Genomic DNA, 13,553 nt, shown 5'->3' on the forward strand with positions numbered 1-13,553 from the left:
ACCGCAAAATGCTCATCTCTCGATAATAATGAACAGCTTGTTAATTTAATCCACGCCACCAAGCAACGCGGCTGTTATTTTCTTTAATATCAATTGGTTCCCCCACAATTGGGGTAATAATATCAACCTGAAACTGTTTAGCTAAATCAACAATCCGTTCAAAAGGTTCGTGCCAAGGGTGAAACGCTAAGTCAAATGTGCCGTTATGTGCCGGTAACATTTTTCCGCCTCGCACATCAAGATGAGCTTGTAAGCTTTGTTCTGGTGTCATATGCACATCAGGCCAGTCTTTGTCGTAAGCGCCCGTTTCAATTATGGTTAAATCAAATGGTCCATATTGCTTACCTATTTCAGCAAAACCGTCAAAGTATCCGCTGTCTCCGCTATAAAACAACGAGTTGTCTTGATTTTTTATTACCCAAGAACTCCATAGCGTTTTATTACCATCACTCAGTCCCCTGCCAGAAAAATGCTGCGCTGGGGTGGATGTCAGTGAGAGTTCACCAACTTGTGCCGATTGCCACCAATCTAATTCGATAATGTTATCTGCTGCCACTCCCCAATCTCTTAAATCGTTACCTAAAGCTAGCGGTACAACATATTTACCTACTTTTCCATTTAGCGCTTTGATTGCTGCTTTGTCTAAATGATCATAATGATTATGGGATATGATCACGCCTTCAATATCCGGTAACGCCTCAATATCAATAGGCGTTTCATGAAAACGTTTTGGCCCCATAAAACTGAAAGGAGACGCCCTTTCTGAAAACACCGGATCGATCAACCAATACGCTTGTTTCACTTTGATCAAAAAGCTCGAGTGGCCCAATCTAAAAAGCGTAAAACTATTTTCGGGTAGCGTTGCCAACACCTGCTGTGTAATCTGCTGTACAGGGATAGGCTTTTCAGGTGAGATATCGACCCGTTTTTCACTGAAGTAGCGATGAATATAAGCTGGCAAATCTGCTAAGCCCATATTTTCGAATTGCTTCTTATTGTGGAATTTTCCGGCGTTAAATTGCTCAGAATGCAGCACTTCTGTTTGCTTTGGCTGCGATTGACAAAAAGTAAACAACATAACAAGCACTCCTAAACTAACTAACACTAATTTTTTCATAATCCACGACTCATAGGCCAAATATAAACTACACTGTACAGTGTAATTATTTTATTTGAAAAGTAAACTACTAAGTGTAAAAATAATATTTGGATCAGCATAAAATACAGCAATAGACATGGCGAAAAATAGTAAGAAAAGAAAAGCGATCATAAATTCGGCGATCAGTGAATTTAAGGCGAAAGGCTTCAAAGACACAAGTATGGACCAAATAGCCTTGACCGCCAACGTGTCTAAAAGAACTGTTTATAACCACTTTGCCAGCAAAGACATATTATTCGATGCCATTATCGATGAAATGCTGATGCTATTTAACGCTTCGATTAGCATTCAATATTCAGCAACTGAAGCATTAGCAAATCAATTACAAGATATTGCCCAACAAGAGTTGCAATTACTGGCTGACCCAGCTTTTGTAGATTTAGCTAAAGTTATCATGGCAGAAACCATACATTCTCCGGCGAGGATCAATCAGGCACTAGAGGAAGTTGAAAAGAGAGATGGAAATTTATCAGCTTGGATAATGGCAGCGCAAAAAGATCAGAAGTTAATAGCTGTGGATGTTGATTTTGCTGCGGCTCAATTTTTTGCTCTTCTGAAAGTATTTTGTTTTTGGCCTCAAGTCATTCAGGGCCAAGCATTTCCTGATACCGAACAGCAGCAACAGATTATTGCATCTGCGGTAAGTATGTTCTTAAAACAATATCAGCTGCACCACTGATGATTGTATTGCTTGTGATAAAATAGCGAATCATTCAAAATCACAGATTCAGCCACTAGATGACACAGTCAAACATTCACCACAACCAACAATTAGCGTCGCTAGCTGAGCAATTAGCCCAGACACAAACTAGTACTAAGCAAAAACTAAAATTACTCATCCATGTGGGAACGCCAAAAACCGGTACAACAAGTTTGCAAAGGTACTTAGATAAAAAGCAACGTAAACTCCGAGCCTTAGGCATTCTCTACCCACATAATCTAGACACCATGCCCAACCCCAATACACCTAAGCATCAATGGTTTGAAAAGAACTTGCTCACCACCCACACTGAAAACTTCGTTGCCAATTTTAGAAATATTATCAACCAAATTAAACCAAATACTCATACCATTATTTTGTCGTCGGAAGGTATATTCAATTATTGGTGGGACTTCCCTACGCAATCCAAAAGTATTTTGTCTGAACTAAATAGCCTATTCGAAGTTAACATTTGGGTATGGTTTCGTGAGCCCGTAAGCTTTATCGAAAGTTACTACAAACAATGTATCCGCAACCCAAAAGTAAGCAGTAATCCATGTTATGGCAAGGATCTAAGTGTGGCGCAAATGTTAGACATCGACTGGTTCGTACAACATTTAGACTACCAAGGTTTTGTTAATGACTGCCAAGGTTTATTTGGTGAAGACAGCGTGTATGCATTTGAATATAACGGTGATGTCGTGCAACAAGTCAGCCAAAGACTGGGGTTAGCGACGCCTCACGACAACCCTACCCCAAGGCAAAATCAAAGCTTAAATGCAGCCTCAGTCAACATACTTAGAGTTATCAATCGCTATAACCTCAAAGCTAAAGATAAGGAGCAATTGCTACCGCACATTAAACAAATGAATACGCTGCTAGACGGACATGCAAAAGACAACTTGCTAGACGAAGAATCTAAACAGCGAGTGTTACAATTGGTTAAACCGACAAATTTTGTCCACCAGGTAACAACATCAATGGGCAAAGATTGACTATAAAAAATGAAAATTAATGACGCAATTTCGCTTGAGAGCGCTTTAAACTTTCTAAGCGCAGATCCTGAATAACCATATAAATATTGTAAAGTGTGAGCAACCAACATGTAATGGCAATAACGGCAGAAGAGACAAATAAAACGACAGCAGATCCATAGGTATAAAAGGCTAAAGCAGTACAAATAACCCCAATGGAAAATTCAATAAAAGCAGATTCAACAATAGTTTTAACACTGGTAGCAATAGGTTTCGCGTAATGAATAATTTTGACAGACATACATACTACTCCTAGCTATTATGTTTCATACCCTACATACCCTAGCATAGTTTGAACACATCTTGGGAGAATATTTATCAACTATTATCAACAGAATAACTATAAACATTAACAATTCTCATTTACAATTAATGCATATTCTATTGATAGTATTGAAGTTTCATTTTGTTAAAATTGTGGTTACGTCGAATACACTTATTACTTGCCATTTTTTCTGGGCTATTTTTGATCAGTTCAAGTATTACCGGTGCATTATTGGTTTACGCCAAAGACATTCAACACTTTGTCAATCCAGACTATTGGCGAGTAGAACCTCAATCTAAACCACTGGATTTCTCTCAATTAATCAACCAAGTCGAAGCACAAACGTTACAGCAAGTGTCTAGAGTGGAACCAGCTCATGAGCAAAGCTTAGCATGGCAACTTGCCCTCGCTAACCAGCGTTATGTGAGTGTCAACCCCTATACTGGCAGTGTTTTGTTGGAATACGACTACTATGAAACATTCTATGGTTTCACTATGGCATTTCACCGCTGGTTATTACTGCAAAACAAAGACGGGAGTCACCCTTTTAAAGTATGGGTGTCAATTGCAACATTATGTTTGATCGTAGAAGTGCTACTTGGATTTTACTTATGGATAAGACCTAAGCATCGGCTCAAACGCCTAAAAATTAATAAAAAAGCCAAAGCCAGAACGTTATTTTATCAACTACATACAGTAATCGGTGTTTATCTGTGCCTTCCTATCGCCCTTATTGCTTTTAGTGGCATTGCATTTCATTGGCCAAGCCAAACCTCAAGTGTGGTAGAAGTGATTACCTTTAGCGATATAGAACAAAGGCCGCAAGCCCCAGAGATTACAGCCCAGCCCATCGCAACAAGGCAACTCACTCTGGCTCTGGAACGGGGGTAAATGCCTTACCTGAAGCAACCCTTTATAGGGTGTATATGGCAAAAGAGCCAACTGAGCCAATGGCTCTGAGAATGCAAATGCCGGGCGAAAGTCACGCTTATAGCTGGGTGTGGATTAATCCTTACACAGCCGAGGTGCTGCAAGTCTACGATGCAAGCCGAGCTTCTATCGCAACCCAAGTGTGGAATTTTAAATATAAATTTCATATAGGAGATTTTGCAGGACCCATAGTACAGATATTCTGGCTATTGTTAGCCCTAACCCCGCTGTTTTTCCTGCTATCGGGCATTTACCTTTGGTATTGCCGACATAAAACCACTAAAAGATAACCTAAAACACACTTGCAAATGAAACTCATTATCATTAAGATCCACAAAAAAATAAAGGATCTATGTTTCATCATGAAAAATACACAATTAACACTACTTGCCATCGCGATTTCTGCACAATTATCGACACAGGCTTATGCTCAAACCACTAAAAAAAGCACAGATAATATGGAAAATATTATTGTTACTGGCAGCCGAATCGTTGAAAGTATTGACGAAGTGCCAGCATCAATTACTGTCATAAGCAGAGCCAAAATTGAGCAACATTTAAAAGTATCACCTGAGCTACAAAGCTTGTTAGCTATGTATGTGCCAGGTATGGCGCCAAGCACAGGTACATCGAGTAACGCTGGTCAAACATTACGTGGCCGTGCACCACTAGTAATGATAGATGGTGTCCCCCAATCAACGCCTTTACGAAATGGATCCTTAGGCATCAAGACCCTAGACCCTAGCGCAATCGAACGCATAGAAGTCATTAAAGGAGCCACTTCCATATACGGAAATGGCGCTGCTGGCGGTATCATTAACTATATAACCAAGCAATCCACTGATAAAAAACTAGCCGGCGAAGTAAGTGTATCGAGTCGTTTTAGCTTGGTTGTTCCTGATGAAACAGCCGGTGCCCGTCTAGAAGCGGCAGTTAACGGCACAATTGATAAACTAAGTTATCTATTCACTGCGAGTTATGAACAAAATGGCGTACAACGTGACGCTGAAGGTGATATTCCAGGCTTGCAATATGGCTTGTCTGACGCAGAGACACAGAATTATTTCACTAAACTCGGCTATCAATTTGATCAAGATAAATCACTACAACTTAGTTATAACTTTTATAGCTCACAGCAAAAAACAGACTTAGGCGACGTATCTGGAGACATCAATCTGGGTGAAAAGACTTATGCTATTCATGTTCCCTTAGATCAACAAAAGAAGGGCGAACCTCAAGGGCAAGACGGCAACACTAACCTAATGGTTAAATACGTTGATGCTGACATTTTTTATAACAGCCAAATGACTATCGATTTTTACCAACAAGATATAGAGAACACATTTTTCTATTCGCCCACTTTTGCCAATCCTGATGAAGGCTATACGGGCGGTCAATCGGTTATTAAATCTGAAAAAATGGGTGGCCGGATCACGTTCAATACCCAAGTCGATTTTGACAACGTTGAAGCCTCGTTAATCTATGGCGTTGACTCACTCAATGATATTACATCACAGCCTTTGGTTGATGGTCGTATTTGGGTACCAGAAATGGACATGAAAAACCTAGCTGGATTTTTACAAAGTAAATGGGTGATCGATGACGACATTATTATCAAGTTGGGGATCCGCAAAGAAGACATTGAACTGCAAGTAGACGACTATCAAACCTTAAAACAGTGCAGATCAACTGACCAGTGCCAAGCCTCTATAGCCGTGACTGGCGGTACCATTGACTACAAAGCCACCACATACAATGCCGGAATAAAGTATAATTTATCAGCTTTATTTAGCCCCTTTGCGAGTTATTCACAAGGAGCGGATATCTCAGATATTGGTCGATTACTTCGCGCCGCAACCGTCACCAATATTACTCAAATTCAAACTGAAGCCTCGATCATAGACAATTATGAAATGGGATTTAACTCACAGGTTAACCAAGACTTACGTTTTGAATTCGCGGTTTATCGCAGTACATCTGAACTAGGTACCACTAGCGTATTTGACGAAACGACAGGGGTGTATTTACCGGTGCGAGCTCCACAAAAAATATGGGGTTATGAGGGGTTAGTTGACTACCGTATTACACCAGAATTGCAGATAGTGGCAACATACAGTTACGTTGAAGGTAAAGATACCGCCGCTGATGCCTCTTTGGGAGCGCGACAAATATCACCGCCCAAAGCAACAGTTAACTTAGCTTGGCAACCGCATGAAGACTTATCTATGAGCTTAAGTTATCTACATGTAGCTGATCGCAAACGTTTTGAGCCAAATAGCGAAGGTGTCTACGTTGGAGACCAAGGCCCAGTAAACAGTTACCAAATAGTTAATTTAAGTGGCCAATATGTAATTAGCCCTCAATTAAATGCATTTTTTGGCATAGAAAACTTATTAAACGAAGATTACTTCCCAGCCAAATCACAGTCTTATCGCTATGGGGGCTATAACGTAAAAGGCTTAGGCACAACAGCAAATGTTGGGGTTAAATACCAGTTCTAATACACTGATTGCTTAAACGAAACAAAACGCAGCCATATAGGCTGCGTTTTGTTTTTTATATTAAGCCTCATACTCGCTTTTATCCTATTCCATATTGATAACAGCTCGCTCAGAATGCATCGTTATTTGATGGAATTGTTATTACTTTTGACGTTGCCAAATGGAAGTTGACCGAAATTTTCTAGCATAGTGCGCAGTGCCCTTATTGTTCTATGCCTAAGCCAATAAGACATAGCCGGTCCAATAAGCAACCAAGGCAATATTGCGTTAAAATAATCATCACTAGCCCCACCGATAAAAAACACAAGTAAAGGGGGAAATAAACAAACAAAAATAGACATCCATAACACCCCGCCAAGGTTAGCATCCAGCTTTAACAAGCCTGCTTCTAATTTCAGAGCAATACGTGTTGCCCCCCGAATTGGCGCTTCTTTAGTGCTTTGCATCACAGTCCCGGTGAATACAATAGAATTTGCACTTTTATACAAAACTTTAAACCCATTAGGCAGCAAGGTTGATTCTGCCGTTGAAAAATCAATACTGTCTTCTGTGCCAATATAAATGCTGGATGTATATTTCATGCTATTCAATTCCCTGTGCTGCTTAATTTTATCAACATTAACATTAACCTTGAATTTGCTCCAGTATGCTCGCTGAGTCTTTTAATCGACAAATACGCGTAAACAATTCTTTGGCTTCTGGATATTCACGACTTAAATAACCAAACCATTGTTTAACCCGGTTAGGATAATATTTACCTTTGTCTCCATACAGCTCGTAACCTGAATATGTCACTAATAGCGCCTTAACTTGTTGCCAAGGCATGTGCCCTTGCTCACCTCTAATTACCCTAGCCAAATTAGGCAAAGCTAAAGCCCCCCTACCTAACATAATATTGTCGCAGGCAGATTGTTGTTGGCAATTGACAGCGTCGGCTGCATTCCATATTTCACCATTAGCAACAATAGGAATATCCACATGCTGCTTGATCTTGGCGATGCTCTGCCAATACGCAGGTGGTTTATATCCATCTACTTTAGTACGGGCATGAATCACCAACGAGCTTGCCCCCGCGTCGGCAATGGCTTGAGCGTTCTCGATGGCTAATGAACTGTCATCAAAACCTAAACGCATTTTGGCAGAAACAGGCTGCTCTTGAGGTACAGCTAAGCGCACAGCTTTGACAATTTGATGAATAGTTTCAGGCTCACGCAACAATATTGCCCCACCCTTACTTTTGTTAACGGTCTTTGCTGGGCAACCGAAATTCAAGTCAACACCATGAGAGCCTAATTCAACGGCACGTAGTGCATTTTCGGCCAACCACTGGGCATGTTGGCCAAGCAACTGAACTTTGACCGGTACACCGCTAGGCGTAAATCCGTCGTTTTTTAGCTCTGGGCACAAACGGTAAAACACCTTTTTAGGCATTAGCTGTTCAACCACCCGCACAAACTCGGTAACACATAAGTCAAAGCCACCGACTTGAGTCAACATGTCGCGCATTAGGTGATCAACTACCCCTTCCATGGGAGCTAGAGTAATTTGCATTGCAGAATAAGTACCGTTCAAACATTAAAGGCGGGATGGTAGCAAAACTAGCTAGTTGCTAATAGTGAGAAACAAGCTAGGGCCAAAAATAATTTCAATATGGCTTGTTGTATAGACTCTTATGCTCCAATCGGCGTTTTTCACAGGCATCTAACACTCTTTGCTTTTGTTCATCAGCCGATGCGGACCACTGTAAAATGTCGTCCAGCATACGAAAACAACCCAAACACATATCTTTTTCATCTAGACAACAATTACCGATACAAGGAGACACAATCTCTGACCTTTGCGTCATCTGTTCACGACTCGTTGTCTTTTTTTGTTAAAAACATCGAATCACCATAGCTAAAGAAACGGTATTCTTTTTCAATCGCTTGTTGATAAGCATTGAAGATGTTTTCTTTGCCGGCAAAGGCACTGACTAACATTAGTAATGTAGACTCAGACAAATGAAAATTAGTGAACATGGCATCGATTATTTGAAATTGGTAACCAGGATAAATAAAGATATCGGTATCTGCAAAGAATGGTTTTAGCTCGGTATTGTTCTTAATCGCATCTTGCGCGGCTGACTCTATAGAACGAACCGAGGTAGTACCGACTGCTATCACTCGTTTTCCTGCAGCTTTAGTCGCTAGAATGGCATCTACTACTTGTTGTGACACTTGCGCATACTCAGAATGCATTTTATGCTCAAGTATATTATCCACCCGAACTGGCTGAAAGGTACCAGCCCCCACATGCAAAGTAACAAACTCAGACTTCACCCCTTTAGCCGCTAATTGCGCTAAAATGTCTTCATCAAAATGTAAACCAGCTGTGGGCGCAGCAACGGCCCCAGGCACTTGATTGTAGACGGTTTGATAGCGCTCTTTATCAGAATCTTCGTCTGGGCGATCAATGTAAGGTGGCAAAGGCATATGCCCAAACTCTTCTAAAATAGATAAGACTGGCGCGTCAGCCAAAAATTTCAGTTCGAACAAAGCCTCGTGTCTAGCGACCATTTCTACTTCAACTTTACTCTCGAGAATTAATTTGCTACCGACCTTAGGTGACTTACTAGCTCTAACATGAGCTAGCACACTGTGCTCGTCAAGCACGCGTTCGACCAGTACTTCGACTTTTCCCCCGACTCTTTTTGCCCTAACAAACGTGCTGGTATTACCCGAGTGTTATTAAAAATCAGTAAATCACCACTATCCAGTAGCGCAGGCATTTGGCTAAATTGTCGATCAGTGATAACGCCTGAATTCCCTTCAAGATGCATCAATCGACTGGCGGTCCTTTGTTTGGTTGGGTATCGCGCAATCAGCGATTCGGGTAAATCAAATTGGAAATCGGATAACTTCATACAGCTCTCATTTAGGCCTAAATTTTTCAAAGGCATTTTACGTATATTTTTTAATACCTGCAATTCGCTCAGCATACTAAAGTAGCATTGCGACATGCATTTTACTGCCCTACTATAAATTCACAGTTAGATTATTGACGTTTTCTCCCAAACTGTATTGCCCGGAACATCCATTGTTACCGGGTTTTTTTTTGCTTTTTACTCACTTTGCCCAGCATTCACTCCAATGGACTGCCAAGGTCAGCAAAAATATCCACAATGTCATCTCGCTCAATTCTACGCATATTTAGCACGTACATGATTTGTAACAACAAATCTGCCCCCATAATTCCTTTATTCACTTTATTTCTGAGGTTATCTGCGCTTTGATAAATACCTATTTGGGCTAATCTGTCGCTTAGATCTTGGTATTTTGTGCCGCGCTTCGACATTTCAGCTTTTAATATACGTTGTACTAATTGTCTCCAATCTGCAGAAACATTGGGATTTACTTGATTAACTGATTTATTATCTGTTGTAGACATATTTAAGGGCCGCTATAAAACCAAACAAACGTGAAGTATAATTTACATTTAAAACATATAAATATCAAATGTTGAAAAAAATAAATTGACATTTTAACTTACTGGTGACTAAACTGTGTCACGTAATACGTTCATAGTATTACAACCCACTTATTATTACCTAAGTGGATGACATAAGTACCATTGCTTATTTAGTCATTAGCCTTACAGGAGAGAAGCCATGACTTGGGATCTTAACCAACTTGAGACCCTATTAGCGGATCACAACGATTTAGTGATCACACGAGAAGAAAACTGTTTATTGATTGCCAATGCCGATGGTATTGACGCTTGGTTAGCCATCAGTGGTGAACAAATTTTAGTGGAATCACTATTGTTTGCTAAGTCTGAAGTGAAAGACCAAGCAGCACTAAACGAAGAGATTTTAAAAACCCACATGATCTTCCCACTCACAACGGTTGGAATATCTCAGGTCGCAGGCGACGAGTATTATACGGCATTTGGTTCGTTAAGCTCACAATCCAAAGCTGAAAGTGTGGTCATAGAATTAACAACACTATTTCAAAATGTCGAAGCATTTTTAGATGCTTATCAAGACCATTTGCAATAGTCATTTTGTAAAATTAGGAGAAAGAATATGTCAGTTTGGAGAAAATTAGTCACTGCTGTAAAAGGTGGAGCAACAGAAGCGGCACAATCTGTAGTAGATAGCCAGGCCATTCGTATTCTCGAACAAGAAATTCGCGAAGCCAAAGAAGAGCTACGTAAATCAGATCACGCCAGAACACAAATTTTAGCTAAGTGTAAATTGGCTCAGCAAAAAGTAGATAGTTTACAAGGCTCTATTGAGCAGTACGAAGCTCATGCTAGAAAAGCGGTTGATACTGATCGCCAACTAGCTTTAGATTGTGCGCAAAAAGTCAGTGATTTACGAGCCGAACAAGATACAGAACAAAAGTACCTTGATCAGTTTAAAACGTCTGAAAAGCAGCTAGCGAGCAATATTAGCCAAGCTAAAAACAACCTAAAACGCTTAGAACAACAGGTTGACATGGTAAAGGCTACTGAGTCTGTGCAAAAAGCCCAAGTTGCCGTATCATCACGTCACTTAGGTGCAAACAGCAAAATGAAAACGGCAACTGAATCGTTGTCACGTATTCAAGAAAAGCAAAATTTACGCAATGCTGAATTGCAAGCGGCTGAAGAGCTAGCCACAGAAGAGTCTAGCGATGACTTGTCAAAACGTCTGGCGGAAGCCGGTATTGCTGGCGGCACAACATCTGCTGATGATGAACTGAGTCGTATTTTAGGTAAATAGCGGTAAGTCATAAAATAATATAAGGGGATGAGTGATCCATAAGTTTCCACAATTAAGAGCATTGATTGCCCGAGTATTTTCAGAGATGCGTTGGTACAGCATTGTACTAACGCTTCTGTTTTATGGCCTAAGTAGTTGGATTTTGTTGAATCTAGCAGGCGAAACAGATCTCACAGAACCCACAGAATTTATCTACTGGATCGTCGTCACTGGCTCAACAGTCGGCTATGGGGATTTGTCTCCCACCACCGTTGCCGGTAAATACATCGTATCGTTTTATGTCATTCCGCTGGGCCTCACAATATTTGCTTTAGTACTGGGAAGAACCGCCAGATGGGTGTCTAACCAATGGCAAAAAGGAGCAAAAGGTTTGAAGAATTTACACCTTGAAAATCATATATTGGTATTGGGTTGGAACGGCCAACGTACTATCCGATTACTCAATTTACTACTTCGCGAACGCGCATCAATCGAAGACAAACCAACTATCGTCCTCTGTGTTAGAGCCAATATATCTAATCCCCTGCAAGGCGAGATTGAGTTTATAAAAGTCACCACCTTTAGTAACGACGAAGATATGAACCGAGCTTGTATAGACAAGGCAAGCGTTGTGCTCATGGATAATCCTGAAGATGATTTAACCATGACCACGGCTTTATATTGCAGCCAACGTAATCCCAAGGCGCAAATGGTGGCTTATTTCAACGATGAAAGTTTAGTTAGCCTGCTGCAAAAACACTGTCCTAATGTTGAATGTACACCAAGCGTGGCAGTTGAAATGTTAGCTAAGTCGGCCTTCGATCCTGGCTCTAGCTTGTTGCATCATGACCTGCTTGACGTCAACCTTGGCCAAGCACAGTATTCGGTTCAGATCCCCGATCATCTGCCAGCCATGAAAGTAGAAAATCTTTTTGAACATCTAAAACGTCATTATCGCGCCACCCTTATTGCCACGGTTAAAGCTAATGACAAATTAAAAATTATCGTTAACCCAGATTTAGATATGTTGTTATACCCTGGCGATAAAGTGTTTTATATCGCAGAAAAACGCATTACAGACATACATTGGCAAGCGTTTTTAAAAGCCTGATTGGTGACTAAGGAATAATATGTTTAGTAAATTATTTGGTAAAAAAGAACAAAATAACAAACCCAAGTCTCCAGAAATTATGGGCTTATATCTTGGTGGTTCGTTTGAGCTTGATCCCTTAAAACTACGCTTAATTGAGCCTGAGTTGGTCATTGAAAAAGCCGCCAGCCAACACATAATTCAAGCCGTTGGTGAGGTAAATTTAGACTCTGGCGGAAAAATTCTACGTTTTTACACCGATGATGACGCATTCTTGCAAGTCATTTTAGACGGTGGCGATACCGAAAACCATATCACCGACGTCAAACTCTGGTACTTTTACGAAACCAAAACCATAGGCTCTGATGCACAATGGAAGCAAACCATTGCTAACGGCGTATCAACACCTACTTATAGCCTTGAAGAGAACCAATATCAAAGGGTATGGGACGCAGTTGGTGATGAATCTCCACCCGTGGCGATGACCGAAAGAACCTATGAAGAAGACGGTGATATAAGCGAAACCGACCAATTCGTTATGTTATACGAAAGACACTTAAGCAATGATGAAAATGAAACCTTACTGATCAGCGCTGAAGAAAAATTAGTTAATGATAACTTTGATCGTTGCTTAGTGATTAGTACAGGCTTTAACATTGGCCAAGCTGATATTACTATCAACGGTTAACCCAATACCAACATTTCACATTAGTTAGCAAGGAAAAAAATGGACGCCATTCTCCAATCAATTGCAGGTTTAAGTAATTTTGCTCTGTATTTTGCTGTTTCAATTATTTTATTGTTTGTATTCAAAATTGTTTACGCATTTGTCACACCACATGACGAATGGAAACTGGTTAAAGAAGACAAAAATCAAGCTGCAGCAATTGGCTTTGGCGGCGCGATGGTCGGCTTCAGTATTGCTTTAGCTGGCGCGGTATCCAATTCTGAGTTTTTGTTAGACTATATAGTGTGGGGGGTCGTAGCAATCATTGCCCAAACGTTTGCGTTTGCACTTTTGCGCTTTACCTTTATGCCTAAAATAGCCGACAGAATCGATAAGAATGAGGTTTCTGCTGGCACTATCTTAGCTGCTGTTTCTATTTCTGTTGGGCTGCTTAATGCTGCCTGCATGAGTTACTAGGAGGGCA

At 40.6% G+C, this 13,553-nt stretch carries 16 protein-coding genes and 1 pseudogene; 10 read left to right on the top strand and 7 right to left on the bottom strand.

Annotation, left to right across the window (positions count from 1 at the left end):
• Positions 1–40 precede the first annotated feature (40 nt).
• Entirely contained in the window at positions 41–1,117 is a 1,077-nt protein-coding gene (locus RS130_RS20380; protein WP_316027445.1) for an MBL fold metallo-hydrolase, read from the bottom strand.
• A 118-nt stretch (positions 1,118–1,235) separates the two neighbouring features.
• Between RS130_RS20380 and RS130_RS20385 the strand changes: the two genes are divergently transcribed.
• Positions 1,236–1,838 carry a TetR/AcrR family transcriptional regulator gene (locus RS130_RS20385; protein WP_316027446.1) on the top strand — a complete coding sequence of 201 codons (603 nt, stop codon included), beginning with the start codon at positions 1,236–1,238 and terminating at the stop codon, positions 1,836–1,838.
• A gap of 59 nt (positions 1,839–1,897) precedes the next feature.
• Complete coding sequence (locus tag RS130_RS20390; RefSeq protein ID WP_316027447.1) at positions 1,898–2,854, top strand: sulfotransferase family protein; 957 nt, start codon at positions 1,898–1,900, stop codon at positions 2,852–2,854.
• A gap of 16 nt (positions 2,855–2,870) precedes the next feature.
• Here the strand turns inward: RS130_RS20390 and RS130_RS20395 are convergent, their stop codons facing one another.
• Positions 2,871–3,134: a hypothetical protein gene (locus RS130_RS20395; protein ID WP_316027448.1), complete on the bottom strand. Its 264-nt coding sequence runs from the start codon at positions 3,132–3,134 to the stop codon at positions 2,871–2,873.
• A gap of 225 nt (positions 3,135–3,359) precedes the next feature.
• On the opposite strand from RS130_RS20395, the gene RS130_RS20400 reads away from it, so the two are divergent.
• The 3 genes from RS130_RS20400 to RS130_RS20410 all read left to right on the top strand — a co-directional run bounded on the left by RS130_RS20400 (position 3,360) and on the right by RS130_RS20410 (position 6,589).
• The gene (locus RS130_RS20400) at positions 3,360–4,049 is read left to right on the top strand and encodes a PepSY-associated TM helix domain-containing protein (protein ID WP_316027449.1); all 690 of its coding nucleotides are present in this window, start codon (positions 3,360–3,362) and stop codon (positions 4,047–4,049) included.
• Positions 4,050–4,084: 35 nt separating this feature from the next.
• Positions 4,085–4,378 carry a PepSY domain-containing protein gene (locus tag RS130_RS20405; protein ID WP_316027450.1) on the top strand — a complete coding sequence of 98 codons (294 nt, stop codon included), beginning with the start codon at positions 4,085–4,087 and terminating at the stop codon, positions 4,376–4,378.
• A 72-nt stretch (positions 4,379–4,450) separates the two neighbouring features.
• Positions 4,451–6,589 carry a TonB-dependent receptor gene (locus RS130_RS20410; protein WP_316027451.1) on the top strand — a complete coding sequence of 713 codons (2,139 nt, stop codon included), beginning with the start codon at positions 4,451–4,453 and terminating at the stop codon, positions 6,587–6,589.
• 122 nt (positions 6,590–6,711) lie between these two features.
• On the opposite strand, the gene RS130_RS20415 is transcribed toward RS130_RS20410, so the two are convergent.
• The 5 genes and pseudogenes from RS130_RS20415 to RS130_RS20435 all read right to left on the bottom strand — a co-directional run bounded on the left by RS130_RS20415 (position 6,712) and on the right by RS130_RS20435 (position 10,015).
• The gene (locus RS130_RS20415) at positions 6,712–7,170 is read right to left on the bottom strand and encodes a hypothetical protein (RefSeq protein ID WP_316027452.1); all 459 of its coding nucleotides are present in this window, start codon (positions 7,168–7,170) and stop codon (positions 6,712–6,714) included.
• Between the two features lie 43 nt (positions 7,171–7,213).
• Positions 7,214–8,140 (bottom strand): tRNA dihydrouridine(16) synthase DusC, encoded by a 927-nt coding sequence (gene dusC / locus RS130_RS20420; RefSeq protein ID WP_316027453.1) that lies wholly within the window; start codon positions 8,138–8,140, stop codon positions 7,214–7,216.
• 94 nt (positions 8,141–8,234) lie between these two features.
• Complete coding sequence (locus RS130_RS20425; RefSeq protein ID WP_316027454.1) at positions 8,235–8,414, bottom strand: DUF1289 domain-containing protein; 180 nt, start codon at positions 8,412–8,414, stop codon at positions 8,235–8,237.
• Between the two features lie 25 nt (positions 8,415–8,439).
• Positions 8,440–9,491, bottom strand: a pseudogene (gene queA, locus RS130_RS20430) (tRNA preQ1(34) S-adenosylmethionine ribosyltransferase-isomerase QueA).
• Positions 9,492–9,709: 218 nt separating this feature from the next.
• On the bottom strand, positions 9,710–10,015 hold the full coding sequence (locus RS130_RS20435) for a DUF6471 domain-containing protein (RefSeq protein WP_316027455.1): 306 nt from the start codon (positions 10,013–10,015) through the stop codon (positions 9,710–9,712).
• 220 nt (positions 10,016–10,235) lie between these two features.
• Here RS130_RS20435 and RS130_RS20440 point away from each other — a divergent pair, with 220 nt between their 5' ends.
• The 5 genes from RS130_RS20440 to RS130_RS20460 all read left to right on the top strand — a co-directional run bounded on the left by RS130_RS20440 (position 10,236) and on the right by RS130_RS20460 (position 13,546).
• Complete coding sequence (locus RS130_RS20440; RefSeq protein WP_316027456.1) at positions 10,236–10,625, top strand: YjfI family protein; 390 nt, start codon at positions 10,236–10,238, stop codon at positions 10,623–10,625.
• Positions 10,626–10,652: 27 nt separating this feature from the next.
• Positions 10,653–11,333, top strand: coding sequence for a PspA/IM30 family protein (locus RS130_RS20445; RefSeq protein WP_316027457.1), 681 nt, complete (start codon positions 10,653–10,655; stop codon positions 11,331–11,333).
• A gap of 85 nt (positions 11,334–11,418) precedes the next feature.
• Positions 11,419–12,423 carry a potassium channel family protein gene (locus tag RS130_RS20450; protein ID WP_316028110.1) on the top strand — a complete coding sequence of 335 codons (1,005 nt, stop codon included), beginning with the start codon at positions 11,419–11,421 and terminating at the stop codon, positions 12,421–12,423.
• A 19-nt stretch (positions 12,424–12,442) separates the two neighbouring features.
• Positions 12,443–13,090: a YjfK family protein gene (locus tag RS130_RS20455; protein WP_316027458.1), complete on the top strand. Its 648-nt coding sequence runs from the start codon at positions 12,443–12,445 to the stop codon at positions 13,088–13,090.
• Positions 13,091–13,129: 39 nt separating this feature from the next.
• Positions 13,130–13,546 carry a DUF350 domain-containing protein gene (locus RS130_RS20460; protein WP_316027459.1) on the top strand — a complete coding sequence of 139 codons (417 nt, stop codon included), beginning with the start codon at positions 13,130–13,132 and terminating at the stop codon, positions 13,544–13,546.
• Positions 13,547–13,553: the final 7 nt, after the last annotated feature.

The sequence above is a fragment of the Paraglaciecola aquimarina genome, from assembly GCF_032464635.1.
GTDB classification, from domain to species: domain Bacteria; phylum Pseudomonadota; class Gammaproteobacteria; order Enterobacterales; family Alteromonadaceae; genus Paraglaciecola; species Paraglaciecola aquimarina.